The following is a 24291-nucleotide window of genomic DNA, read 5'->3' as shown; positions in this document are numbered from 1 at the left end:
TGCGGATCCCCGCACGGTGGGGCGGCGCTTTTCTCGCTGCCTCCCGTTTTCGCCCGTTACCGGAGGACCGGGAGGGGATCCCCGGCTCGTGGTCGTCCGGTTCTTCCTGCAACTGGGAGGAGCATCACAAACCGATTCGGTCGCTTTACCGACCGAACCGGTCGGTAACTCTTGTAGTGTCGAAGACGTGACAAGACCGTTCCGGGAGCAGGTGGACGAACAGATCCTCGACCGCGCGGCCGAGCTGTTCTCCCAGCACGGGTTCGCCCAGACATCGCTGAAGGCGCTGGCCGAGGCGGTCGGCCTGTCCAAGGCAGGCCTGCTGCACCACTATCCCAGCAAGGAAGCGATCCACGAGGCCGCGCTGGAGATGGGACGCGCGCAGGCCCGCCTGGTCTTCGACGACGTCGCCCGGCTGCCGTCCGGTCCTGGACGGGACCGGCGCGCGCTGGAACTGCTGACCGACGTGGCCCTGGAAAGACCCGGGCTGGTCTCCCTGGCCTTCCGGCCGATCACGGCGCCGGGTGACCACCCCGTGATGCTCGACGGGGAGGACATGCTCATCCACGAGATCTTCGTCCTCGACCCGGAGGAGCAGGGCACGGAACGACTCATCCGGGTCGTCGGTGCGCTGAGCGCGCTGGCCGTGCTCACGTTGACCGCCAACCGCGAGGGCGACAAGACCACGTGGCGGCCCCGGATCATCGCCACCTGCTTCGACGCGCTCGGCCACGCCGGCGCCGACGCTTCTTCGTACGGTTCCGACCTGCTGGAGGACTGACTTCACATGGCACGTCTGTTATACCGGCTGGGAGCCGGTGCCCAGCGGCACCGGTTACTCGTCGTCCTGGTGTGGTTGGTGGCCCTCGCCGGTGCGGGCGTGGGTGCGGCGACACTGTCCGGGCCCACATCGGACAGCTTCTCCATCCCCGGCCAGGAATCCACGATCGCCCAGGACAAGATCCAGGAGGAGTTCGACTCGGGAGGTGGTGCCACCGCCAAGGTGGTGATGCGGGCCCCGGACGGGCAGCAGCTGACCAGCCCCGCCAACGCCGCCGAGGTCAAGGGCATCGTCGGCGAACTGGCCGAACAGCCCGGAGTGGTCTCGGCCAGCGACCCGCTGAACCCGCGGTCGCCGACGGTCAGCCCCGATCGGACCACGGCGTACAGCACGGTCACCTACGACGGCAGCGTCGGCGGGATCCCCGAGGAGCAACGCAACGCGATACTGGACGTCGTCGAGCAGGCCGACGACGGTCGGTTCACCGTCGAGGTGAGCGGCCAGGCCGTCATGGCCACCCCCTCGGTCGGGGGTCCCGCGGAGGCGGTCGGTGTCATCGTCGCCCTGGTGATCCTCGCGCTGACCTACGGTTCGCTGGTCACCGCAGGGATGAACCTGATCACCGCTGGTGTCGGTGTGGGCATCGGTGCGCTGGGCGTCAGCATCGCCACCGGCTTCATGGAGTTGCAGTCCACCACCTCGATCCTGGCGACGATGCTGGGGCTGGCGGTCGGGATCGACTACGCCCTGTTCATCATCAATCGCCACCGGCAGGAACTGCGACAGGGCACCGACATCAGGACCTCCATCGCCACCGCCGTGGGCACGGCGGGATCGGCGGTGCTCACGGCCGGAATCACCGTGTTCATCGCCCTGGCCGGGCTCTCGGTCGTGGGGATCCCCTTCCTCACCCAGATGGGGCTCGCGGCGGCGGCGACCATCGTCGTGGCCGTGCTCGTGGCCCTCACCCTGGTGCCGGCCGTGCTCGGTTTCCTCGGTCACCGCGTGCTGCCCCGCAAGCAGCGCACCGCCCCGGCAGCCGGAACCGGCTCCGCTGCCGACTCCGGGACCGGCGCCGAGAGGGGCTCCGCGAACGACCGGAGCTTCCACCGGAGGTGGATCACCGCGATCACCCGCGCTCGAGTGCCCGCGTTGCTGCTCTCACTCGTCGCGCTCGGAGTCGTGGCGATCCCCGCCGCCTCCATGCAGACCACCCTGGTGCAAACCCCGTCGGAGGGCACCACGCAGGCCAGGGCGCAGCAGATGCTGGCGGACGGCTTCGGTGAGGGCGTCAACGGTCCCCTCGTGGCCTACTTCGAGGGCAGCGACGCGCCGCGGACCGCGCAGCGGGCCGGCGGTGCGATAGCGGGACTCGACGACGTCGCCACCGTCACGCCACCCACGCCCAACGCCGACGGTGACGCCGCGATGCTCACCGTCATCCCCGAATCCGGGCCCGCCAGCGCGGAGACCGAGCAGCTGGTCGGTGATATGCGGGACCAGCTGGACGGCATCAACGGGGCCGACAGCTACGTGACCGGCACCACCGCCGTCAGCGTCGACGTCGCCAAGTCCTTGGACCAGGCCATGCCGGTCTACCTCGTGCTGGTCGTGGGGTTGGCGCTGATCCTGCTGGTGCTGGTGTTCCGCTCCGTCCTGGTTCCGCTGGTCGGCGTGCTCGGCTTCCTGCTGACCCTGGGGGCCGCGCTCGGCGCGACCGTGGCGGTGTTCCAGTGGGGCTGGTTGAGCAACGTGGTCAACCTCGACGACACCGGACCGCTGATCAGCCTCACCCCGATCCTGATGATCGGCATCCTGTTCGGACTGGCGATGGACTACCAGATCTTCCTGGTGTCCCGTATGCACGAGGCGTACCACAAGGGACACGCGCCCCGCGACGCGATCGTGAACGGCTTCCGGCAGGCCGCCCCGGTCGTGGTCGCGGCGGCGCTGATCATGTTCTCGGTGTTCGCCGGATTCGTTCCCGCGGGCAACGCCACCATCAAGTCGATCGCCTTCGCGCTGGCGATCGGCATCCTGGTGGACGCCTTCGTGGTCCGCATGGTCCTCATGCCCGCGGCGCTGGCGCTGCTCGGCAGGGCCGCGTGGTGGTTGCCCAGCTGGCTGCGGTGGTTGCCCGCCCTCGACGTGGAGGGCAACGCGATCACCGAGGGGGACGGGACGCACGGCGAGACCGGTTCCGACGAGCGGAAGCGGGCGGAAATCGGCTCGTGACCGCCGAGTCCGATCCGTGAGTGGACCGGTGGCCCGGCGCCGAGGAGACTCCTTCGGTGCCGGGCCACCTTCGCGTTCGAGGGGCGAGCGCGGCCGATTCCGGGGGCCGGGGCCAGCTGCGCACCCCGGACACTCCCCGGAACCGGGGCGAACGCGCGGAACTCGTCCCCGGAAACGGGATCGCCCCGGGCCGGAGGTCACGCGTCCTCCGGGCGGACCGCGGGGCGGTCCGGGCTTCCCGGGTCCGCCCATGACCGGGAGCCGGCACCACCACCCCGCGGAAGAGCTGATCAGGATTTCCGGGGACGAATCGGGCGGTGATGAGTAGTTTCGCTCTGCTCGGCTCGGTCCGGCCACTGGTGAAGTGGGGGGCATGAACGATCACGATGTCGCCGACGACGACCCGGAGAGACCCGGAACCGTCGCACCGGGGGCGGTGGGCACCGCGGCACTGCTGGGGTTCAACCTCGTACTGCTCGTCCGGGCACTGCGCCGGATCACGCAGCAGGACGTCTTCGGCACGGTGGCCGCGTCGGCGCAGCCCGGTGCGGGCGAGGTGCTCTTCCGGATCCTGCTCTACTGCTTCGCAGCCGCCGTAGCGGTGGGACACCTGTGGTTCACGGCTCGCGCGATGAGGTTGTGCGGACTCGGCAGGCCGGGGCCGACACTGCTGGTGGGTGTCGGTGTGTCCGCGGTGCTGATTCCGCTCGCGGGCGTGCTGCTGCGTTCGCTGGTGGGGCCGAACCCGGTCGTGCTGGCGGAGGTCCTGGTGTACCCGCTGGCGGCCGCCGCGGGGCACGCCCTGGTCGCGCGCTTCGCGCCGCGCGTTTCCGAGGCTCCACGAGCACCCCTGCGCGCTTCCACGGGAGCGGTCGTGAGCGCCGTGATGCTGGGGGTCAATTTCGTGCTGGTGGTTTGGGCGGTGCTGAGGTTCGGGGGGCTTGCCGTGCTCGGCATGGCCATGTCACCCCAGCAGGAGTCCTGGACCCTCGTGGTTTCCCTCTACTGCGTCGTCGCCGCCGTCCTGGTGGTGCAGGCGTGGTTCCTGGTCCGCATGATGCGGCTGAGCGGGATCACCAGACCCGTGCCGATGCTGCTGTTGGCGGTCGGTGTCTCGGCCGCGCTGGGGACCCTCGTCGGCATGGCGCTGTGGGCGCTGTGGAAGCAGCAGGAGCTGCGCATCGGATACGGGTTCGACGTTGTCCTGTTCGCGCTGCTGGGCGCCGCGGGGTTCGGCGTGACGGCGCGGTTGGCACGGCGGACCGGGGTGCTGGCAGTGCTCGCGGCCGTGGCGCCGGTGGTCATCCTCGGCGGGGTGCTCCCCCCGCTGGTGCTCCGCTCGGGAGTCCTGGCCGGCTGAACTCCCCCGCGTGGTCCCCGCAGTTTCGCCTATAACCGGGCGTTGTCCCCACTCCCCGAATTCTTCCACGGGGAGAGGGAAACCGGGAGCGGCGGACCGCCCGGTTTCGCCTATAACCGGGAAGCACCGGGGAACCGGCCGCTACAGCTGCCGCAGCGCCGCGCGGATCTCCTCCGGCACGGGAACGGTGATGCGCGTTTCGCGGTCCACGTAGACGTGCACGAACCTGCCCAGCGAGGCGGGCTGTTCACTGCCGTTGCCGAACACGGCCAGCCCGTAGGTGACGCTGGAGTTGCCCAGCCTGCGCAGTCCGATGCCGACCTCGACCTCGTCGGGAAAGCTCAGTTCGGACAGGTAGCGGCAGCCGGTCTCGGCGACCACGCCGATCGCGGAGAGCCTGCGGATGTCGGCTCCCGTGGCCCGCATCAGCCAGCCGTTCACGGCCGTGTCGAACCACGAGTAGTGGGTCACGTTGTTGACGTGGCCGTAGGCGTCGTTGTCGGACCAGCGGGTGGTTATCGGCCACAGCACACCGAAATCGCTACGCTTGGGAGGAGGATCGGCAAAGTCGGACACGCGGGGAGCCTAACGTGCCCGGCAGTGCCCACCCCCGTGTCAAGGATGATCGTCACGGCCGGTAAGATGTTTCGTGTTCGGCGGAGGCCGGACGGGCGCGATTAGCTCAGCGGGAGAGCGCTACCTTGACACGGTAGAGGTCGCTGGTTCGATCCCAGCATCGCGCACTCGTTCTTCTTTCGGGGAGCACGGCCCGATCACGTTGTGGGCGTGATTCGCCGCCGACCCACCACCAGCTGGTCCGTCCACCGCGTGCGCCGTCTCGGTGAGCCTTCGGCCCCATGCGGAATCACCCTGGCGAGGGGTTCGTCCCCGGTGTCTTTTTCGGACAGTAGCTGAACCGGAAGAAGCAGCACGGCATACGCGCCCTGTCCGGCTCTCCGGAACGTTTCGCACGTCGTTCCGAGCGGACTCACGGATGCATCCGGGCTACCTCGAGCGCCTCGTCCACGGCGTTGCGCGGTCCGTGCGCGGCCGGCCCCACCGGATCGAGCTCCTCCCGCGGAACTGCCCGGACGGCGGCGCGGGAGCGCACTCGGGTCAAGATCTCCGTGCTGCCCTCGAGGGCCAGCCCCGGTTGCCGGGACAGCGCCAGAGCTCGTCCGCGTCGGCGTCCTGGTGCGGCTCACCGAGCACCTCCGCCGGAGTGGTGCTCGCGGCACCGGCCGTGCTGCCGATCCCGTTCCTGACCCTGCCGGCGTTCATAGTGGCGTTCGGGGTGCCGCCGGATACGCTGATCGTGCGTTCGTCGCCGGTCCCCGCGCCGTCCCCGGACATCGGTGAGTCCATGTGGTGGCCCGGAGGGCCGGGACGCCGAACCGGACAGTCGGCACCGGTTCCAACGGGTGCCGGTGGCGCGCCCGGCTGGGTTCCGTCGTCCCCTGCGGGCCGGGGAGCCTCAGCTCCCCGGCCCCGCCTCGACGCCGATGTGGTGTCGAGGCTTTCCCCCAGGGGCAGGTTCTCGGAAAGCCGTCGCGGACCCGGTCGGAGGGCCTCGCGGGGAGGCCGGTTCGGGCGGCGAGGTCGTGGCGGTCGGGGATCATTCGGTGTTGTGAGCGCGTACCACATCGGATTCTGTGCGTCGGCGGCGTCGGCGGACAACTGTGACCGCCAGGGATATCCCCCGCGGGGATATCCCTGTCAGGGACACCTATTACGGTGCGTATTCGGGTGGTCACGCGGGTCCGTGTTCGGCTGCCGTGGGGATGGGCGCTCCAGTCGCGGGGCGTCACGTGGTCACGTTCGTCGCTTGGAGCACTTTTCGTGTTCAACCTGCTACGTTGGGAGTCGGCGTCTCGACATAGAATCGTGATGTGATCCTCGAACCGCCGACTTTCGGTAGTTATTTACGCCACCTGCGGTCAGGTGCCCCGCCGGCCGCGTTCGCGCCCGACCCGAGCTATCGGACACCGCGCCCGGCGATGAACCGGGCGGAGCTGGCAACGGCGGCACGGGCCAGCGTGGGGTACGTCCAGAAGCTGGAGCAGGGCCACGCGGACAACCCCTCCCCGGCAGTGGTGGATCGACTGGCCGATGCTCTCGGGAGCATCTCGGTGGAACGGCAGCACCTCCACGACCTGGCCAGTGCCCAACGCGGTGACCAAGTGGAACCGGCGTGGCGACAGGAGGTGACGCCGGTGCAGCGCGAGGCGGCGGACGGACTGCATCCGAGTTTGGCCGCCTACGTCGACGAGTCCTGGAACGTGTTGTACTCCAACGCCGAGTACCGTCGGGTGTTCCGGCGCATCACCGAGGTCGGCAACGTGTTGACCTGGTTCTTCTACATGCCGGAGTCCAAGGCCGTCATGGTCGAGTGGGAGCACGAGGCGCGGCTGACGGTGGCCTGGTTGCGTGCTCTCATGGCGCGCAGGCCCGGTAATCCCATGTTCACCGAGATCCTGGACATGCTCTCGCGGTCGACGGAGTTCGTGCGGATGTGGGAGCTGCAGGAGGTGATCCTGGGGCGCCACAAGCCGCATTTCCTGGTCCACGACCTCGATCGTGGTCGGGAAGTCGAGCTGCTGGCACAGGTCTACCCGATTCCGGACCCGAACCAGGAGATGCAGCTCTACCTGGGGATTCCGGCGTGATGGGGAGTTACCGGCGGTCCAGGGCATCCAAGAAGGACACCAGCAGCGAGGTGCTTTCCTCGGGGTGCGTCACGGGTGGGGCGTGGGCTGCCCCGTCCACCTCGTGCAGAGGGCTCGCCTGCGGGATGGCCGTGTTCAGGAACTCCATGCGTTCACGGGGGATGGAAACGTCCTTCGAGCCGCGCATCAGCAGTGTGGGGCACGCGACCTCACCGGCGCGCGCGGTGATGTCGTCGCGTTCGAGCAGGCACCGCGCGGGAGAACCGAGGGGGAGCGGGCGAGTTTTCCAGCGTTGCCGCCAGTGGGCCGCTTGCGGGTGGTCCCCGATGATTTGCTGTGACAGCGGAACGAGCAGCTCGTCCACGGGGCCGTGTTCGGCCAGTCCGCCGAACAGGGCGGTGTAGTCGCGGCGGTCCTCATCGGACAGTGGGTGCGCCTCGGTGTCCAGGAGCAGGAGGCCGGTGACTCGGTGCGGTGCGAGCAGCGCCGTGCGCAGCGCGGTGAACCCGCCCTGCGACAGGCCGCCGACGACCGCATGCCGGATGCCCAGGTGGTCCATCAGGCCGATCAAGTCGTGCGCGGTGTCCCAATAGGTAAACGGCGCGTCCCCGGCCGGGGTGTCGCCGTGCCCGCGTGCGTCCCAGGTCACCACCCGGTATCCGCGGGCCGAGAGAGCCTCGGCCTGTGCGGTGAACATGGTGTGGTCCATGAAGAAGCCGTGTCCCAGCAGCACAGCGGGGCGTTCGTCGCCCCCGGTGTCCGCGAAGTACAGGTCGCGTCCGTTGACGTAGGACAGTGGCATCCGTGTTCCTTCCGCGAAATGTGGCCGCTCCGACCAGTATCCCGGATCAACCCGGTTTTACGACACTACGGAGTTTCGTTGGTGTGTCCGCAGGCCCCGGTTCCCATGAGTGAGCACTCGCAATCAACAAGTGACCGGGCGGCCCGTGGCGGACGCGGTAGCTTATCGTCGTGGTCGTGACGACACGCATGCAGCCTATCTCCGAACTGTTCGACCCGGTCGTGTGGCAGCCTGTGGCGGGCTTCGATTTCACCGACATCACGTACCACCGCTGCGTCGAGGACGGCCCGGGCAAGGGCACCGTCCGCATCGCGTTCGACCGCCCCGAGTCACGGAACGCCTTCCGCCCGCACACCGTCGACGAGCTCTACCGCGCGCTCGACCACGCCCGCATGACCAGCGACGTCGGCTGTGTGCTGCTCACGGGAAACGGCCCGTCCCCCAAGGACGGCGGTTGGGCCTTCTGCTCCGGTGGCGACCAGCGAATCAGGGGCCGTTCCGGTTACCGGTACGCCGAGGGCGAGACCGCCGAGACCGTCGACCCCGCCCGGGCGGGGCGGCTGCACATCCTCGAAGTGCAGCGCCTGATCCGCTTCATGCCCAAGGTCGTCGTCGCGGTGGTCCCCGGTTGGGCCGCCGGTGGCGGACACAGCCTGCACGTGGTGTGCGACCTCACGCTCGCCAGCGCGGAGCACGCCCGGTTCAAGCAGACCGACGCCGATGTCGGCAGCTTCGACGCCGGGTACGGTTCGGCCTACCTGGCCAGGCAGGTCGGACAGAAGTTCGCACGCGAGATCTTCTTCCTCGGCCGTCCCTACGGCGCCGAGGACGCGCACCGGATGGGCATGGTCAACACCGTTGTCCCCCACGGTGAGCTGGAGGAGACGGCGTTGCAGTGGTCCCGCGAGATCAACGGTAAGTCCCCGACCGCGCAGCGCATGCTCAAGTACGCCTTCAACGCCATCGACGACGGTATGGTCGGCCAGCAGATCTTCGCGGGGGAGACGACTCGTCTCGCGTACATGACAGACGAGGCGGCCGAGGGGCGCGACTCGTTCCTGGAGAAGCGAGACCCGGACTGGTCGGATTTTCCCTGGTACTACTGACTGGCTCTTTCTCGTCGTGTTGATGGCCGGCGCGGTGCTTCGGCGCCGGCGGCGCCGAAAGTCTCACCGGGAGACTCGTGCCGCCGCGGGGGTCTCGTGGCGCTCTCGCGCGGACGGTCCCCACATCGTGCTCAGCGCCCGGCCGAACACCTCTCCACCGGATAGTCTCTCCCCGAGATGTCTCGTGCTCGTCACCGAGCGAGATGGGAGCGGTGATGCGGCTGATCACGGTCGGGCACGGCACGGCCACCCGCGAGGAGTTCGCGCGGTCGCTGGACGAGGCCGGTGTCTCGTCCGTCGTGGATGTGCGCAGCGCGCCGGGCAGCAGGCGCGTCCCCGACTTCAACCGCTCGGAAATCCGGAACTGGCTGCCCGAAACGGGCGTCGACTACCGCTGGGAGAAGCGCCTCGGCGGGTTCCGCAGGCTGCCGGAGAACTCGCCGGACGTGGTCTGGGAGAACAGCTCGTTCCGCGCCTACGCGGCGCACATGCGCACCGAGCAGTTCCTCGCCGCGCTCGATGAGCTGCTGGAGGAGGCCGCGCGGACCAGCACGGCGGTCATGTGCGCGGAGAGCGTGTGGTGGCGCTGCCACCGGCGCTTGATCGCCGACCACGTGATGCTGGTCCACGGTGTCGAGGCCGCCCACCTCATGCCCGACGGCAGCCTGCAGGAGCACTCCCCGATGGGGGCGGCGCGGCTGCGCACGGACGGCCTGCTGGTTTACGACGGGGACTGGCGGATGCCGTGAGCGGCCGGTGCGGCGGAGCTCGGAGGCGTCCACCGCACCGGTTCGCGGGGGCTCCCGCGGGGCGGACGCTCAGGCGCGTGCCGCGTAGCGGGCCTCGAAAGCGTGGAACGCCTTCTCCTGGCGCCACTGCAACTCGGCCTTCGGGCTGGATTTCAGCAGCCCGGCGCAGGAGGCGGTCAGGTTGCCCCCGCCCGGTGCGGCCACGGTGCACCCGGGTTTCATCCGGTGGGAGTCCGCATCGGCCCACAGGCTCTCACCGGGAAGGAAGCCGTGCTCCAGCGAGGTGCGCGCGCTGTCCTTGAGCTGCGAGTAGCTGAGCCCGAAGTCGGCTGCCGCACGCCGGTACTCGGCCGTGATGTCGCTGCGGGACACACCGGGGTCGTCGGTGGACAGCGCCACCGGAACGTCGTGTTTCAGATACGTCGGCAGCGGGTGCTCCTTCGGCCCGCACACCCGGAGTATCTGGCAGTTGCTCGTCAACGGGGCTTCCACCGCGATGTCGCGTTCGGCCATGCGCGCGGCCAGCGCGCGCCAGTCGTCCTCGTGGCGCAGGTCGACACCGTGCCCGATCCGGTCGGCCCCGGCGATGTTGACGGCCTGGTTGATGTGGAAGCTCAGGTCCTCGGGTTTGACCAGCCCCGGGACCAGTTCGCCGGCGTGCAGCGTCACCGAGACCTCGGGGTGGTGCGCACTCAGGTATTCGATCATGCGCATGTGCAGCGTGTAGTCCCGCAGCGAGATCTCGGCGTCCTCGGGCTGGACCATGTTGAGCCCGACGAAGCGCGGATCGCTCTGGGCGAGTTCGAAGCCGAGCAGCAGCTGTGCGAACACGTTGGCCGGGGGACGTGCCCGGGAGACCTGGTAGTCCAGCCGCACCTCCACATCGCAGCCGGGCAGGGCGGTGCGGGTCCCGCAGTTCAACAGGTCCCGGTAGCGGGCGAAGTCCCGCTCGGTGTCGGTGCGCGCGGCCCGTTCGAGGTTGCCGAGCCCCTCGCTCAGCAGCGTCTTCCGCAGCCGTTGGAAGTCCCCGGTGGTTTTCGGGGCGAAACCGACGCGGTCCACGAGCTCGCCGAGCTCCGCGGACTGCTTGGACAGCAGGGTCTCGAGGTAGAACTGGTTCTGCTCGGCGAGGTCTCCGGCCACCTCGGCGAGCATGTCGCCGTCCCGGCCTTCGGTGGCCGCGCCGAACTTGCCGAAGGTGGCGAAGAAGTGGTCGTGGCCGGACTCGGCGCCGCCCGGTTCGAAGCCCTCCATGGACCAGGCCTCCATGACCTCCCGGCGGAACCCCCGATCGTTCACCGCGTCGGAGGCCGGGCGCTGTCCCGTGGTGCAGGGGGCGTTCGAGGCGGCCAGCGTTTCGGTGTCGATGCAGCGGCCGTCCTCGGCCGCGTAGCGGATCAGCGACTCCGTGGAGACCGCCCCGGACAGGTGGTTGTGCAGATCCCCGCCCTTGGGCATGTCACGGGCGAACCCGGCCAGCCGTTCGGGCTGGGAGCGGATCTCGTCCAGGTGCTGGTTCACCCGGCACTCGCGGTCCCACGGGGCACAGCCCGGCTGTGGCTGCGCCTGCGCCGACATCGCGGGCAGCGAGGTGGCGGTGACGAGCGCGGCCACCGCGATTCCGGCCGCTTTGCCGTACTTGTGCCTGCCGCGGGGGAGGTGGGGCCGTGGAAGTCGGCCGGTCGGGTTCATGCGTGTTCCTCCGGTGTGCTCGAAGGTCGGTGTTTCGCGACCATCCGAGTCGATCACCTTCGCGCGAGATGATCCGCCGCGCCAGAAGGTATGGCGATGTTCACCCACTCGGGGAACCCGCGCGGACCGGAGGTTCGGGTGTGCGGCCGGTGCGCTCGACGGGCATGGTTATCCTCGGGGCGTGCTGACTGTCTCGACGGTGAATGTGAACGGCCTGCGCGCCGCGGCCAAGAAGGGCTTCGTCGAGTGGCTCGCCGCCACCGGAGCCGACGTGGTGTGCATGCAGGAGACGCGTGCCGAGTACGACCAGCTCTCGGACGCGGTGCGCGCTCCCGAGGGGTGGCACACCCTGCTCGCCCCGAGTGCGGACAAGGGACGCAGCGGAGTCGCCGTTTACAGCCGCGTCACCCCGGTGAACAGCAGGATCGGCTTCGGTTCCGAGGAGTTCGACACCAGCGGCCGGTACGCCGAGATCGAGCTGGACGGCCTGGTCATCGGCAGTCTCTACCTGCCCAGCGGGGAGGCCGGGACTCCGAAGCAGGACGAGAAGGAACGCTTCATGGATGAGTTCCTGCCGTACCTGCACGAGCTCCGGGCCCGGGCCGAGAGGGCGGGCAAGGAGGTGCTGGTCTGCGGTGACTGGAACATCGCGCACCAGGAGATCGACCTGAAGAACTGGAAGAACAACCGCAAGTCGGCCGGTTTCCTTCCCGAGGAACGCGCCTGGCTGAGCAGGGTGTTCGACGAGGCGGGCTACACCGATGTGGTCCGGGGCCTGTTCCCCGAGGGGCCGGGGCCGTACTCCTGGTGGTCCTACCGGGGGAAGGCCTTCGACAACGACTCCGGCTGGCGGATCGACTACCACGTGGCCACCGGTGGGCTGGCCGGGCGCGCCACCGAGGCGGTGGTGGAGCGCGCGCCGTCCTACGACAAGCGATGGAGTGACCACGCGCCCGTAACCGTGTCGTTCGACTGGCCTGCGTCGTGATCACGCTACCGGAGCGCGTCGCGCGGCTGGGGTGAGTCACGCGGCGCTGTGGTTGCCCTGGCGTCCCTGGCGGCTTGCCAGTTCCTACGGGCTGCCCTGCCGTCGCCTTGCTTGCTCCAAGCCTGCTTGTGGTCCCGAGTCCGAAGTAACCCCGGTCCCAACCCCCGGCCTGCCGGAGCGGGGGACCCGGTAAGGCTCGATCCTCCTGATCTCGCATGAGCCGTGAAACAGACACAGTTCACCCGAGATCAAGGGAAGGTGACATCTGCCGTCGGGAGTTGTTGACTTCGGACGTCACCCCGTGCAGGTTGCTACGCCTACACCGGTCCGGGGGTTGCAGCGAGACTGCGATGAAGGGCATGCTCGCTGAGCATGAGTGCCAGGGCTTACCAAGTACGGGGCCGGGTCCGCCTAGATCCCGCTCTGCCTGACACGCGAGGTTCACCCGCTCTAACCGGGCACTCAACGGCCGTGAACCGTCACCAGGACTCAACCGGTCTGCTCCGCTACCTGCCTGGGGTGGTAGCGCCGGGAGTGCCTTCCGGGAGTACACTCGTCCCTGCTATTTGAACCTTGGCGGAAGTAAAGTAGCACGGTTGACCCCCGGTTTCGGCCGGGGGGCTTCTCGTATCTCCGGGGGTTGCCTCCCCGTGACCGGCCGTCTTATGCGAGAACGCGGGTAGCCCTTGTCCGTGCTGATCAGGTGGCCGAAGCTGTGACCATGAGACTTCACAAGGTCACCGAGTGCAAAGACGACAACTGTCCGGCCGTCTACGTCTCCGACCGTGGCACGGCCGTAGTCCAGGGGGTCCCGGTTGAGACCGGTACAGAAGGGCTCACCCTTGGTGACGGGGAAACAGCCGTAGAGCTGCCCCCGGAAGTTGTCCTAGCCGCCGTGGAAGCCCTTCAGGGGGTCAAGCAGTGATCCTGTCGAACCTGCGCGAACGGTTCGCGGAGTGTCAGCGGTCCGCCTGGCGTTTCGAGACTCAGCCGACGTACACCATGCCGGGGGAGCAAGAAGAGCTAGAACTCTGGCGTGCTGGGGAACCGATGCCCGAGGGGTACAACTCCGCGTGGCACGAACGCGTACGCGGCTACCTCGCGGCCGGTAAGACCATCGGCCGTGTCCGGGTCGTGCGTCGGCCCTTCACCGAGTACCAGCGTCACCAGTTCGATTGGTCGATACCCGGCAACATCGAAGCCGGGGAGGATATCCGCATCCTTGACGCGACCGAACTTGAGCTTGACCTTCCGGCACATGACTTCTGGTTGTTCGATGACGAAACCGTGGTTGATCTCAACTTCAACCCGGACGGGACGTTGATCAACCTTGATCAGCGGGAAAACCCGGATCTGTTGATGTACCGGAAGTGGCGAGACACGGCACTTGCCTACGCGGTGCCGTTCAGTGAGTTTAATGCTCGAACCTGATACCGAGAAGCGAGACCGTAAGAACCTAGCGGACACGCTCAAGCAGCTACGGAAAGCGGCTGGACTCTCCGGGGAGAGGCTAGCCGCTCGTACTGCTATGTCTCAGTCCAAGATCAGCCGTATTGAGTCCGGTCGTGTCTTGCCGTCCGTTGCCGACGTGGAGCGGATTCTTCAAGGGCTCGAATCGGTACCGTCCGACGTCGCGAACGACCTTCTCGCGCTCGCTCGTACGGCGAACGTCGAATACGTGTCCGTCCGTTCGTCGGCCCGTATGGGAATCTGGCGACGGCAAGCCGAGATCAAAGCTCTTTGCGAGTCGTCTTCGACGGTCCGGCATTTCTTGCCGGTCATACCATCCGGTCTGATTCAAACCCCTGAATACGCGCGTAGCGTCCTAACGCCGGTCATCGAAGGTGATACCGCCCGCGATATTGATCGGGCCGTAAACGCGCGGCTAGACGCTCAGGACGTGTTGAACGATGAATCACGCTCGTTCCACTTCCTGCTGACAGAGCAAGCGATCAGGCTCAAGCAAGCACCAGCGCCGGTTATGGCTGATCAGTTACGGCACATGAGCGAGGTAGCCCAACGGCCGAACGTTGACCTAGCTATCCTGCCGAACTCGGCTCAGGTCAGCTCTCCACCGTTGAACATCTTCATTGTCTATGATGAACGGCTCGTGACCGTCGAAATGTTTTCCGGGACCGTCGCTTTACGCGACTATCGGGACATTACCTATCACCTGAACGTGTTTGACTACTTCCGCGAACGATCCCTTACCGGAGAGAACGCGAAGACCCTTCTCGGCACGGTTGCCGAGGAATTTATGCCAGCACGTGACTAAAACTCGAAACGGGATGACCTGCCGTCTTAGTGTCGGTGTATGCCGACGGTGACGGGAAAGCTGGACAAGCCCGCGGAGAGGTTCTCGCTCGAACTTGAGGACTTGCTCAAGGAGCTACGGCGGCGACGGTGGACGCTCATCCGCTGGGGGCCGGAGCGTCAGCCTCAGCTCATGGCAGCGATGTTCAAACGCCAGTCGTGCGCGGATGTCCTCATCCTGCGGGACGAGCACCGGGCGACCGGCTACCGCGTGCCGACGATGGACGACACCGGAGTGTTCAACCCGGAACGGGTCTCGTACCAGTACCACTCAAGCGCGCTGTGGGCGCTGCGAGCGATCCTCGGACTTCCCGAGCCAGGGGAGCCGGGCGCACCGATGGCGCTCGAAGCTCCGGACGTTCCGTGCTTCCTGCCGGACGACCTTCCACAGCCGGTCATCATCCGGCCGCTAGGGTGATGGGTCCGGGGAAGCCTTCTCAAGCTCTCACAGCGCAAATCAGCGCCCCTGAACATAGAACCCCTGGTCATGGCTTTACTGATCGAAGTCATGACCAGGGGTTTCGTGTCTGAGGGATTTGAGTTTTGCACAGAAAGTCAGGCGCTCTCCCCCCGGTGTCTGGGTCCTCATCCGGAGGGGGTCCCGGGGGTTGCGGGTCCTAAGCTGTTCCGGCCGCCCTTCCGGTTGTCCGTTCGATCGAACAAGCCAAGCCCGACCAGCTTGGTAGCGATACCCGGAATCTTCCCTTGAGAGACACCGGTCTTGTGCGAGAGGTATTTCCTTGGCTGCCTCTCGTTCGCCACCGTTGACGTAGCACAGCGCGTGCAGCGTGAACGCCGTAGAGCGTTCAGCGTGGATCAGTTCCTTCATGTTCACGATGCACCAAAGGTGCTCGTTCTGAGTCTTGGGCGCTCGAACTTCGCGCCCGTTGTTAGCGTCGTTCTCGGTCACGGTTATTCGCCTTTCGGTCGTCGCGCCGCTTGATGGCGGCGGTGGGGCGGAGTTAGCACTACGACCGTTGATCCGGCCTCTCTCGTGGTACATATTCCGGCACTTCATGCACACCCGTGCGCCATCGGGTCGGTTCTCCGCGTGGAAATTATCGTGTCCGTTAACGCACACTTCGAAAGTCTCGCTCTGCATTCGGGGCACCGTGAACCGGTGCCAGGTCGAATCTCGTCCTGGCGATCGCGGCAGCGTCTCATTTGGTCGCCTTGCTTTGCGGAAAGAAGGGGCCGGACATTATCGCCCGGCCCTGACCAACAAATGCCACTTCCGGGTCTTCACGGTCACCGGAGGAGTATCCGGGGACACAAGACCGTTACCACGTGGCCACCGGTGGGCTGGCCGGGCGCGCCGCCGAGGCGGTGGTGGAGCGCGCGCCGTCCTACGACAAGCGGTGGAGCGACCACGCTCCGGTGACCGTCTGCTACGACTTCTGAGCGCCGGAGCGGAAGATCGTTCCGCGCGCTGTCGCGGTAGGGCCAGGCGCCCTTGACATCGAGTTGACTCGAAGTAGCAGTTTCGGTCCTGTCCACGATGACAGGAGGAGACCTTGCGGAACGAAACCGACCGCGCCCTGGCGGATCTCGTCGAGAGCTACGAGCACGCGTTCAACGCGAACGAGGCCGGGGCCATGAACGACCTGTTCGCGAACGACCCGGTCTTCGTCAACTTCGGTGGCAAGCTGGTGCGCGGCAAGGAATCGCTGTACCGGTCCCAGTCCGCCGTGTTCGGCCCCGGCGGGCCGCTCGAGGACGTCAGCGTCGATTACACGGTCGAGAGCGTCACGCACCTCGCACCAGGGCTCGCCGCGGTCCACGCTCGACAGCGCACAGCCCGTTCCGAGGCGGGCGGTGCCGAGTGGAGCGGAGATCCCGTGGAGGCGATGTTCATGGTCATCGCCGAGCTGGTCGACGGCGAGTGGCGAATCAGGATCGGGCAGAACACGCCGGTGACGTGAGAGCCCGCACCGGCGAATCCCCTTGCCTGCAGCGGCGAGCGCTGTGGACCACGACGGCACGGACTCCACATCGTGGAGTGCGTACCCGCCCGAACGGGTGATAATCGAGGGGTCGGCCTCACCTGTCCGGTGGTTTTGTCGGAAGTGCAACCCACCATTGAACGGGGTGCGTCGTCCGATACACAAAACCGTGTCGCTGCCTCTGGAGGCGTTCGCATGCTGCCGCACAAGACCCCGCCGAAATGCCCGGTCTGCGGGCTGCACTTCTGCATCTGTCCGGACAAGAGCACCCGGCCGACCCCAGGGGCCGCTCCGAGACCCGCCGGACCGCCGGGCTCACGTTCCTGAGCGGGCGGTCGAGCGGTGTGGCCCGCCGCTCGACCGCCCCGCCTTCGGAGTCAGCCGCGCACGGCCTCCAGGGCATCGACGAGACCGGCGCCGTAGAAGCCGGCCCCGGTTGCGCCGCCCCGGCACTTCGCGTCCCTGACCCCGTCGCCGTCGGTGTCGTAGTGCTTCGGGCACGGGATCGTGTCGGCCTGCTCGCCCAGTGCGGAGACCACGCGCGCGGAGCTCCAGCCCGGGTGCTCGGCCCGGATCAACGCGGCCACCCCGGCGGCGTGCGGGGAGGCCATCGAGGTGCCCTGGGCGTAGCCCCACTCGCCGTCGGGCAGCGTGGACAGCACCGCGCCGTTGCCGGAGGGGGTGTCCGCGTCCTGCCTGCTGTCCCCACCGGGAGCGGTCACGTCGATCGCGTTGATCCCGTGGTTCGAGTAGAAGGACTTGCTCCGCTCTGGCCCCACGGACGACACGGACACGGTCCCGGGAAGCTCGGCGGGGAGCACGTCGCAGCCGGGACCGGCCCACCGGTCCTGTGTGGGGCCGCCGTTGTTGGGGCTGTTGGTGTCGTGGATCGGCTGGGACAGGTTCCAGCCGCTGTTGCCCGCGGCCACAGTGTTGACCACGTCGTGACCGCTCGCGTAGCCGACCGCACGGCGGACGGCTTCGGAGACCGCCGCCTGGTCCGGGTCGTTCGCGCACCACAGGTACCAGGGGTCGACGAAGTAGGAGCTGTTGGTCACGTCCACGCCGTGCTCGGCGGCCCACATGAAACCGCAGATGGCCGCCGACGGGTAGATGAACCCGTCGTCGTTGACGACCTTGATCGAGACGAGGTCCGCCTCGGGAGCCACTCCGGCGATGCCGACGTCGTTGCGCGCGGCCGCCACGCTGCCCGCCACGTGCGTCCCGTGGTAGCTCGTGCTCGGCGTCCACGCCTCCCTGGAACGGTCGGGGGCCCCGTCGTCGGTGCAGCCGACCGAGCGCTCGGCGTCGACGTTGGGGGCGAGGTCGGGGTGATCGGGGTCGATCCCGGAATCCAGGACGCCGACCGTGGCCCCGGAGCCTCGTCCGACCTCGTGGGCCTCGGGAGCGTCGATCAAGCGCATGTCCCACTGCTGGGCCGCGAGCGGGTCCCGTCCCGTCGAGTCGTCCGGGGCGTCGGCGATTTCGACCGTCTGCTCCCGGCCCACGCCCGCGGGGGAGGTCTTTCGCCCGTCCGGTAACTTCTCGGCGAGGTCGCGGCTGGCTCCCGCGGCGCGCACGCCGGGTTCCCCGCGCACCCGCGCGGCGAACTCGGGGGAGGCCGAGCCGGCCAGCAGCACCCCTATCTCCGGCCAGCTCCGCATCACCGTCCCGTCGGACTCGCGTACCGACTCGGCCGTTCGTTCCAACCCGCCCTCGGACGGTCCCACCACGATGAAGTGCGCCGGGGTCGAGTCAGCGGGGGCGGTTTCGGGCGCCGCGGCAGCGGCCGCGGGCACGAGCATGGTCAGCGCGAGAGCTGAACCGACCATTCTGAGTGGTCTCAGTCCCAGTTGTTTGGATGACACCGAATCTCCCAAAGGGCTCGACACATTACTGAATGTGGAAGTTTGGGCCCGAATGGCGCCGTTCGATAGGTCACAATGGAGTAATCGTGCCGTGGACTGATCGCGTGGCGTGATGCATGCCGCGTGTTGATCCGTGTTGCCGGCTCCGGTTCGGCGTTAGGGTCTTGGCGTGTCGGTCGATTCGGAAGTACCGCCGCCAGAACCCACACCGAGCGCCTCGGCCATGCGCCGCGCGCTACGCAGAGCCTCCGAGGGCGTGACCCTGGACGCCACCGAGGCATCCGTGCTGCTGCACGCGCGTGGCGCCGATCTGGACACGTTGCTCGAAGCAGCGGGAAAGGTCCGGGACGCCCACCTGCGTGCCGAGGGGCGGCTCGGGGTCGTCAGCTACAGCCGCAAGGTGTTCGTCCCGCTCACCCGGCTGTGCAGGGACCGCTGCCACTACTGCACGTTCGCGACCGTTCCGCACAAGGTGGAGGCCCCCTTCCTGGAACGGGAGGAAGTCCTGGAGATCGCCAGGCAGGGCGCCGAGGCGGGCTGCAAGGAAGCGCTGTTCACCCTCGGGGATCGCCCGGAGGACAGGTGGTCGGTCGCCTCCGAGTGGCTGCACGAGCGCGGCTACTCCTCGACGATCGACTACGTGCGGTCCTGCGCCATCGCGGTGCTCGAGGAGACCGGGCTGCTGCCCCACCTCAACCCCGGTGTGCTCGGATGGTCCGAGCTCACCAGGCTCAAACCCGTCGCCCCGAGCATGGGGATGATGCTGGAGACCACTTCGGAACGCCTGTGGAGCCGGCCCGGGAACCCGCACTACGCCAGCCCGGACAAGGAGCCCTCGGTTCGGCTGCGGGTGCTGGCCGACTCGGGGCGGGTGGGCGTGCCGTTCACCAGCGGGATCCTCATCGGAATCGGCGAAACCACGGCCGAGCGCGCCGACTCCCTGCTGGAGCTGCGGGCCAGCGCCCGCCAGTACGGGCACATCCAGGAGATCATCGTGCAGAACTTCCGCGCCAAGCCGGACACGGCCATGCGCGGGATGCCCGACGCCGATCTGCAGGACCTGGCCGCGACCATCGCCGTGGCGCGGCTGCTGATGCCCTCGGGCGTGAGCGTGCAGGCCCCGCCGAACCTGGTCGGCGAGGAGCACACCCTGATGCTGCGTGCGGGCATCGACGACTGGGGCGGGGTCTCACCGGTCACCCCGGACCACGTGAACCCGGAACGTCCCTGGCCGCGCATCGACGAACTCGCCGAACAGACCGAGGCGGGCGGTTTCGAGCTCCGCGAGCGGTTGACGGCCTACCCGAAGTACGTGCGCGCCGGACTGTCCGGTGACAGCACTCCCTGGCTGGACCCGAGGGTGGCCACCCACGTGGCCGAGCTGGCCGATCCGGACGGCATGGCGCGGGCGGACGCCCGGCCGGAGGGCCTGCCGTGGCAGGAGCCGGACGGCGGGCTCGAATCGGTCGGACGCACCGATCTGAACAGCAGCATCGACACCGAGGGGCGCAGCGCGGAACGCCGTGGGGACTTCGACAGCGTCTACGGTGACTGGGAGGAGCTGCGCGGCAAGCTTCCCGGGACCCGGCAGCCGGAGAGGCTCGACTCCGAGGTGGCCGAGGGGCTCCGGCTGGCCGAGCGGAACCCGGCGGCGCTGTTGGACGAGGCCAACAACGACGCGGCCATGGCGCTGCTGACCTGCGAGGGAACCGCGCTGGACGAGATGGCGCGGTTGGCGGACCAGCTGCGGGCCGATGTGGTGGGTCCGGACGTCACCTACGTGATCAACCGCAACATCAACTTTTCCAATGTGTGCTACGTGGGCTGCCGGTTCTGCGCCTTCGCTCAGCGCGAGCGGGACGCGGACGCCTTCCGGCTCTCCCCGGAGGACGTGGCCGACCGGGCCGAGGAAGCACGCCGTGAGGGTGCCACCGAGGTGTGCATGCAGGGCGGTATCGACCCGAAGCTGCCCGTCGGCGCCTATGCGGAGCTCGTGCGCGCGGTCAAGAACCGGGTGCCCGACATGCACGTGCACGCCTTCAGCCCGATGGAGATCGTCAGCGCTGCCGCCAAGGCGGGGAGCAGCGTCGAGGAGTGGTTGACCGAGCTGCGGGACGCGGGGCTGGACACGATCCCGGGGACCGCGGCCGAGATCCTCGACGACGACGTGCGCTGGGTGCTGACCAAGGGCAAGCTCCCGGCCGCGGAGTGGATCGACGTCGTCAGCACCGCCCACCGGCTCGGGATCCGCTCCTCCTCCACGATGATGTACGGGCACGTGGACACCCCGGAGCACTGGCTCGGCCACCTGCGCACCTTGGCCGGTGTGCAGGACACCGCGCGCGAGAACGGCAGCGCGGGATTCACCGAGTTCGTCGCGTTGCCCTTCGTGCACCGCAACGCCCCGATCTACCTCGCGGGGCTGGCCAGGCCCGGTCCCACCCGCAGGGACAACCGGGCGGTGCACGCGATGGCGCGGCTGGCCCTGCACGGTCGGGTGGACAACATCCAGTGCTCCTGGGTCAAGCTGGGTGACGAGGAAACGGCCGAAGTGCTGTGCGGCGGGGCCAACGACCTCGGCGGCACGCTGATGGAGGAGACCATCAGCAGGATGGCCGGCTCCGAGCACGGGTCGCAGCGCACGATCGAGCAGCTCGACGGGGTTTCGCGGCGCGCGGGCAGGAGGGCCCGGCAGCGGGATACCGCCTACGGACCGGCGCCGGTGGTGCAGCTCGGGATTTCCGAGCAGCCGGTGTGAACGGTGTGAGTCGAACGGTGCGCGGACGTTTCCGGCCCTCCGCGGAGGGCCGGAAACGTCCGCGCGTACTTCGTGCTGGTTCCGGTTCCGTTCCGGATGCCGGTTCACCGAGGTTTTCCGGAAATGTCGGTCAGGTCGTAGACCGTGGTATCGCCGACGGCGGTGGCGGTGTAGTTGCGCTGCACCCAGCTCTCGATCCGGGAGGCCGTCGTGTCCGTCGTGGACTCGGTGCGTCCGCCCGTGACGGAGCCCGCGACGTAGTAGTGGATCCGTCCGTTCGCGACCAGCTCGCGGAAGCGTTCCGGTGTCGGGAACGGGTCCGTCCCGTTGAAACCGCCGATCGCCATGACGGGTTCGCGGGCGGCGAGCTGGTAGCCCGCCGCGTTGCTGGAACCGGTCACGGCGGCCACCCAGGTGTAGGAGCTCGCGTCCCGGCGCAGCAGCTCCTCGACCTGTTCGCTCGGGAGCTCGACGGAGAACGGTCCTCCGTTCCCGGAGGGGCCACCGGGTCCCCCGCCGGTCGCGGTGGTCGGGCCGGTGGGGCGGCCACCGCGACCGGTGCCCGCGGGTGCTCCTCCGGGGCCGCCGGACCCGCTCGGGCCCGCGGTGGGCATCACCCCGGTGTGCGGGGTGGCGGCGGTGGCCAGTGAGTAGGAGGCCGGAGCCGCGAGGCAGGCCACCAGGGCCAGCACGGCACCGGTCCTGGCCACCGGACGGGGCAGCCGGTCGGCGAACAGCAGCAGGAACGCGCTGCCGAGTCCCGCTCCGGCGGTGAGGAAACGCAGCCACGGGTTCCAGTCCGGGGCCCGCGCCAGCAGCAGGGCCGTCAGAACGACGGTGAGCACAACCGTCCCCGCCAGGGCGGTTCGGGCTCGCGGGTCGGCGCGGCGCTGCCAGAGCAGCACCGCCCCCGAACCGAAGAGCGCGGCGACGGCCGGTGCCAGGGCAACGGTGTAGTAGGAGTGGATGATCCCGTTCGCGTAGCTGAACACCGTTCCGGTCAGCAGCAGCCAGCCGCCCCACAGCAGCAGCCCCACACGGGTGAGGTCGGTGCGCGGCGCCTTGCGGACCGACCGGAGTCCGACCGCCAGGGCGATCAGCGCCGCGGGGAGCAACCAGCCGATCTGGTCCCCCATCTCGCCGCCGAGCAGGCGGTTCCAACCGGCGTCGGAGTTGGTGTTGCCGAGCCCGCCGGTCTCCTCCCCGGTCAGCCTGCCGAACCCGTTGTAGCCGAAGGTGAGCTCCAGCAGACTGTTGTGCTGGGATCCTCCGATGTAGGGGCGTGCCGGAGCCGGCCACAGTTCGACCAGCGCGATGTACCAGCCAGCGGACAGCGTCACGGCGGCTCCGGCCGTCAGCAGGTGCCACAGCCGTCGCCACGGTGTGGTGGGTGCGGCCAGCAGGTACACCAGAGCGAGAACGGGCAGCACCGCGAACGCCTGGAACATCTTGGTCAGGAAACCGAACCCGACCGCGACTCCGGCCAGGGCCAGCCACCACGGGCTCGCCCGCTCGGTGGCCCGCACCGCGCAGTAGGCCGCGGCGACCAGCAGCAGCACCAGCAGGGCGTCCGGGTTGTTGAACCGGAACATCAACACCGCCACCGGCGTCAGGGCCTGCACGGTCCCGGCGATCAGGCCCGCGGTCGGACCCGAGCAGCGCCGTACCGTCGCGTACAGCAGTCCCACGGTGGCCACGCCGGCGAGGGCCTGTGGCAGGAGCACGCTCCAGGAACCGAAACCGAGGACCCGCGCCGACAGCACCATCAGCCACAGCGCCGCGGGCGGTTTGTCCACGGTGATCGCGTTGGAGGCGTCGCTGGAGCCGAACAGCCACGCCTTCCAGCTCTGTGTCCCGGCCTGCACGGCCGCCGAGTAGAAACCGTTGGCCCAGCCGGAGGCGTTCAACGCCCACAGGTGCAGCAGGGCGGTCAGCGCGAGCAGCACCAGCAGCGCGGGGCGTACCCGGGCGGGGTCGTTCGGCCCGCCGCGCAGCATCCGCGCGAGCCGGTTCGCCGGTGCTCGCCCCTCGGGTGTGCTCGGCTCCCGCCGTCGGGTGAGGGTGTCCATGTTCGGCGAGCGTGCCACCGGGAACTGAGTGTTTCCTGGACGTCGGCTGACTGCCGGCCGGGAGTCCACGCCGGACTGCTCCGGCTCGAGCGCCGGAGCCGGGATCGGTCGCCGCACCGCGGCCCCGACATCCCCGCCGTTCTCCCGGCGAATCGTTACCTCGTTCCCGGCGAACGTCCAGCTTCTCCTGCCAGCGTGGGTTCCGTGGGAGAGGAACGCCTCGTAGGAGTGCGGAGTACGGCCATGAAGGAAGAACCCGAGAACACCACGGAAATCCCCCGGGAGGAGGCCGCGAGCGGCCCCGCGAGCGAGTCCGGCGGGGAGCGGAGAACCGGGGGGAGGAACCGCACCGTCGCGGCAGTGCTGATCGCCTGCGGAATCGCGGTGGTGGGCGGCGTGGTCGTGTTCGCCGCCACTTCCGGGGGGTCCGGCGGTGACAGCGCGATGGGTGGGCCGGGAGGAGGATTCCAGGCGCGTGGCGACGGCCGGGGCGTCGGCGGCGCCGGTGGTGCTTCCGCGCTGTCCGACGCGTTGCACGGGGAGTTCGCCGTGCGGACCGGGCAGGGCGAGTACGCCACGAGGAAGCTGCAGACCGGAGACGTGACGGAGGTGAGCGCGGAGAGCCTCACCGTGGAGAGCGACGACGGCTACAGCCGCGAGTACGCGGTGGACTCCTCCACGGTCGTCGACGGCGGTGACTCCACGATCGACGCGCTGAGCAGTGGGGAAACCGTGACAGTCGTGGCAGCGCAGTCCGGGGGGTCCGCCACCGCGAGCACCGTTGTCCGCGAGGAGGCCGACGGTGGCCCGGCTCGGGGTGGAGACGCCCCGGGCGGCGGGGCGGGTACGGGCGGTTCGGGCAACGACTGAGCCGGGAGCGGAGTGATGCGCACGCGGCCGTTCGACCGTTGCCTGCGAGTCCGCCACGAGCACGGTTCGTCCTGTGCGGACCGTGCTCGAG

At 68.6% G+C, this 24291-nt stretch carries 21 protein-coding genes, 1 tRNA gene and 1 pseudogene; 16 read left to right on the top strand and 7 right to left on the bottom strand.

Translation table 11 applies throughout. The features are described 5' to 3' along the window. Window positions 1-187 precede the first annotated feature (187 nt). The 3 genes from FHR84_RS08590 (at window position 188) to FHR84_RS08580 (ending at window position 4376) form a co-directional block, all read left to right on the top strand. The gene (locus FHR84_RS08590) at window positions 188-781 is read left to right on the top strand and encodes a TetR/AcrR family transcriptional regulator (RefSeq protein ID WP_343075204.1); all 594 of its coding nucleotides are present in this window, start codon (window positions 188-190) and stop codon (window positions 779-781) included. A gap of 6 nt (window positions 782-787) precedes the next feature. Continuing rightward, window positions 788-3016: an MMPL family transporter gene (locus tag FHR84_RS08585; RefSeq protein ID WP_179534971.1), complete on the top strand. Its 2229-nt coding sequence runs from the start codon at window positions 788-790 to the stop codon at window positions 3014-3016. A 373-nt stretch (window positions 3017-3389) separates the two neighbouring features. Next, window positions 3390-4376, top strand: coding sequence for a hypothetical protein (locus tag FHR84_RS08580; protein WP_179534970.1), 987 nt, complete (start codon window positions 3390-3392; stop codon window positions 4374-4376). A gap of 141 nt (window positions 4377-4517) precedes the next feature. Here FHR84_RS08580 and FHR84_RS08575 read toward each other — a convergent pair whose 3' ends face one another. Further along, window positions 4518-4952, bottom strand: coding sequence for a thioesterase family protein (locus tag FHR84_RS08575; RefSeq protein WP_179534969.1), 435 nt, complete (start codon window positions 4950-4952; stop codon window positions 4518-4520). Between the two features lie 95 nt (window positions 4953-5047). Here FHR84_RS08575 and FHR84_RS08570 point away from each other — a divergent pair. Next, window positions 5048-5119, top strand: a tRNA-Val gene (locus FHR84_RS08570). 245 nt (window positions 5120-5364) lie between these two features. Here FHR84_RS08570 and FHR84_RS21980 read toward each other — a convergent pair. Both FHR84_RS21980 and FHR84_RS08565 read right to left on the bottom strand, forming a co-directional pair. Beyond that, window positions 5365-5496 carry a DUF2000 domain-containing protein gene (locus tag FHR84_RS21980; protein ID WP_218862588.1) on the bottom strand — a complete coding sequence of 44 codons (132 nt, stop codon included), beginning with the start codon at window positions 5494-5496 and terminating at the stop codon, window positions 5365-5367. Next, window positions 5493-5729 carry a hypothetical protein gene (locus tag FHR84_RS08565; RefSeq protein ID WP_179534968.1) on the bottom strand — a complete coding sequence of 79 codons (237 nt, stop codon included), beginning with the start codon at window positions 5727-5729 and terminating at the stop codon, window positions 5493-5495. The genes FHR84_RS21980 and FHR84_RS08565 overlap by 4 nt, the downstream gene beginning before the upstream one ends. A 536-nt stretch (window positions 5730-6265) precedes the next feature. Between FHR84_RS08565 and FHR84_RS08560 the strand changes: the two genes are divergently transcribed. Then, window positions 6266-7042, top strand: coding sequence for an MmyB family transcriptional regulator (locus FHR84_RS08560; RefSeq protein ID WP_179534967.1), 777 nt, complete (start codon window positions 6266-6268; stop codon window positions 7040-7042). Between the two features lie 7 nt (window positions 7043-7049). Here FHR84_RS08560 and FHR84_RS08555 read toward each other — a convergent pair whose 3' ends face one another. Continuing rightward, window positions 7050-7844, bottom strand: a complete 795-nt coding sequence (locus tag FHR84_RS08555; RefSeq protein ID WP_179534966.1) for an alpha/beta fold hydrolase — start codon at window positions 7842-7844, stop codon at window positions 7050-7052. Between the two features lie 188 nt (window positions 7845-8032). Between FHR84_RS08555 and FHR84_RS08550 the strand changes: the two genes are divergently transcribed. Together FHR84_RS08550 and FHR84_RS08545 are read left to right on the top strand one after the other, a co-directional pair. After that, window positions 8033-8950 carry a 1,4-dihydroxy-2-naphthoyl-CoA synthase gene (locus FHR84_RS08550; protein ID WP_179535381.1) on the top strand — a complete coding sequence of 306 codons (918 nt, stop codon included), beginning with the start codon at window positions 8033-8035 and terminating at the stop codon, window positions 8948-8950. 215 nt (window positions 8951-9165) lie between these two features. After that, on the top strand, window positions 9166-9699 hold the full coding sequence (locus tag FHR84_RS08545; protein ID WP_246300400.1) for a DUF488 domain-containing protein: 534 nt from the start codon (window positions 9166-9168) through the stop codon (window positions 9697-9699). 69 nt (window positions 9700-9768) lie between these two features. Here FHR84_RS08545 and FHR84_RS08540 read toward each other — a convergent pair whose 3' ends face one another. Continuing rightward, window positions 9769-11391 (bottom strand): adenosine deaminase family protein, encoded by a 1623-nt coding sequence (locus FHR84_RS08540; RefSeq protein WP_179534964.1) that lies wholly within the window; start codon window positions 11389-11391, stop codon window positions 9769-9771. A 181-nt stretch (window positions 11392-11572) separates the two neighbouring features. On the opposite strand from FHR84_RS08540, the gene FHR84_RS08535 reads away from it, so the two are divergent. From FHR84_RS08535 to FHR84_RS08505, 7 genes and pseudogenes are all read left to right on the top strand, one after another. Next, complete coding sequence (locus FHR84_RS08535; protein WP_179534963.1) at window positions 11573-12379, top strand: exodeoxyribonuclease III; 807 nt, start codon at window positions 11573-11575, stop codon at window positions 12377-12379. Window positions 12380-13100: 721 nt separating this feature from the next. After that, the gene (locus tag FHR84_RS08530) at window positions 13101-13304 is read left to right on the top strand and encodes a hypothetical protein (protein ID WP_218862586.1); all 204 of its coding nucleotides are present in this window, start codon (window positions 13101-13103) and stop codon (window positions 13302-13304) included. Continuing rightward, window positions 13301-13810, top strand: coding sequence for a DUF6879 family protein (locus FHR84_RS08525; protein WP_179534961.1), 510 nt, complete (start codon window positions 13301-13303; stop codon window positions 13808-13810). The genes FHR84_RS08530 and FHR84_RS08525 overlap by 4 nt, the downstream gene beginning before the upstream one ends. Further along, window positions 13797-14654, top strand: coding sequence for a helix-turn-helix domain-containing protein (locus FHR84_RS08520; RefSeq protein ID WP_179534960.1), 858 nt, complete (start codon window positions 13797-13799; stop codon window positions 14652-14654). The genes FHR84_RS08525 and FHR84_RS08520 overlap by 14 nt, the downstream gene beginning before the upstream one ends. 39 nt (window positions 14655-14693) lie before the next feature. Then, complete coding sequence (locus tag FHR84_RS08515; RefSeq protein WP_179534959.1) at window positions 14694-15110, top strand: hypothetical protein; 417 nt, start codon at window positions 14694-14696, stop codon at window positions 15108-15110. 863 nt (window positions 15111-15973) lie between these two features. Then, window positions 15974-16093, top strand: a pseudogene (locus FHR84_RS23205) (exodeoxyribonuclease III); the annotation flags it as partial. Window positions 16094-16206: 113 nt separating this feature from the next. Next, the gene (locus FHR84_RS08505) at window positions 16207-16614 is read left to right on the top strand and encodes an SgcJ/EcaC family oxidoreductase (protein ID WP_179534958.1); all 408 of its coding nucleotides are present in this window, start codon (window positions 16207-16209) and stop codon (window positions 16612-16614) included. A gap of 398 nt (window positions 16615-17012) precedes the next feature. On the opposite strand, the gene FHR84_RS08500 is transcribed toward FHR84_RS08505, so the two are convergent. After that, on the bottom strand, window positions 17013-18503 hold the full coding sequence (locus FHR84_RS08500; RefSeq protein WP_343075203.1) for a S8 family peptidase: 1491 nt from the start codon (window positions 18501-18503) through the stop codon (window positions 17013-17015). A 169-nt stretch (window positions 18504-18672) separates the two neighbouring features. Here FHR84_RS08500 and FHR84_RS08495 point away from each other — a divergent pair, with 169 nt between their 5' ends. After that, the gene (locus FHR84_RS08495) at window positions 18673-21261 is read left to right on the top strand and encodes a bifunctional FO biosynthesis protein CofGH (RefSeq protein ID WP_179534957.1); all 2589 of its coding nucleotides are present in this window, start codon (window positions 18673-18675) and stop codon (window positions 21259-21261) included. Between the two features lie 104 nt (window positions 21262-21365). Here the strand turns inward: FHR84_RS08495 and FHR84_RS08490 are convergent, their stop codons facing one another. After that, window positions 21366-23330 (bottom strand): ArnT family glycosyltransferase, encoded by a 1965-nt coding sequence (locus FHR84_RS08490; protein ID WP_246300399.1) that lies wholly within the window; start codon window positions 23328-23330, stop codon window positions 21366-21368. A gap of 243 nt (window positions 23331-23573) precedes the next feature. Here FHR84_RS08490 and FHR84_RS08485 point away from each other — a divergent pair, with 243 nt between their 5' ends. Next, complete coding sequence (locus FHR84_RS08485) at window positions 23574-24200, top strand: hypothetical protein (protein WP_179534956.1); 627 nt, start codon at window positions 23574-23576, stop codon at window positions 24198-24200. Window positions 24201-24291 lie beyond the last annotated feature (91 nt).

The organism is Actinopolyspora biskrensis (assembly GCF_013408175.1).
GTDB lineage: Bacteria > Actinomycetota > Actinomycetes > Mycobacteriales > Pseudonocardiaceae > Actinopolyspora > Actinopolyspora biskrensis.
This window is presented reverse-complemented; position numbering and strand designations above follow the sequence as displayed.

Bases quoted from the DNA above. Each gene is read 5' to 3' on its own strand.
- FHR84_RS08585 (WP_179534971.1), top strand. From the start codon at position 788: ATGGCACGTCTGTTATACCGGCTGGGAGCCGGTGCCCAGCGGCACCGG.
- FHR84_RS08580 (WP_179534970.1), top strand. From the start codon at position 3,390: ATGAACGATCACGATGTCGCCGACGACGACCCGGAGAGACCCGGAACC.
- FHR84_RS08565 (WP_179534968.1), bottom strand. From the start codon at position 5,729: ATGTCCGGGGACGGCGCGGGGACCGGCGACGAACGCACGATCAGCGTA.
- FHR84_RS08555 (WP_179534966.1), bottom strand. From the start codon at position 7,844: ATGCCACTGTCCTACGTCAACGGACGCGACCTGTACTTCGCGGACACC.
- FHR84_RS08550 (WP_179535381.1), top strand. From the start codon at position 8,033: ATGCAGCCTATCTCCGAACTGTTCGACCCGGTCGTGTGGCAGCCTGTG.
- FHR84_RS08545 (WP_246300400.1), top strand. From the start codon at position 9,166: ATGCGGCTGATCACGGTCGGGCACGGCACGGCCACCCGCGAGGAGTTC.
- FHR84_RS08540 (WP_179534964.1), bottom strand. From the start codon at position 11,391: ATGAACCCGACCGGCCGACTTCCACGGCCCCACCTCCCCCGCGGCAGG.
- FHR84_RS08530 (WP_218862586.1), top strand. From the start codon at position 13,101: ATGAGACTTCACAAGGTCACCGAGTGCAAAGACGACAACTGTCCGGCC.
- FHR84_RS08520 (WP_179534960.1), top strand. From the start codon at position 13,797: ATGCTCGAACCTGATACCGAGAAGCGAGACCGTAAGAACCTAGCGGAC.
- FHR84_RS08515 (WP_179534959.1), top strand. From the start codon at position 14,694: ATGCCGACGGTGACGGGAAAGCTGGACAAGCCCGCGGAGAGGTTCTCG.
- FHR84_RS08490 (WP_246300399.1), bottom strand. From the start codon at position 23,330: ATGGACACCCTCACCCGACGGCGGGAGCCGAGCACACCCGAGGGGCGA.
- FHR84_RS08485 (WP_179534956.1), top strand. From the start codon at position 23,574: ATGAAGGAAGAACCCGAGAACACCACGGAAATCCCCCGGGAGGAGGCC.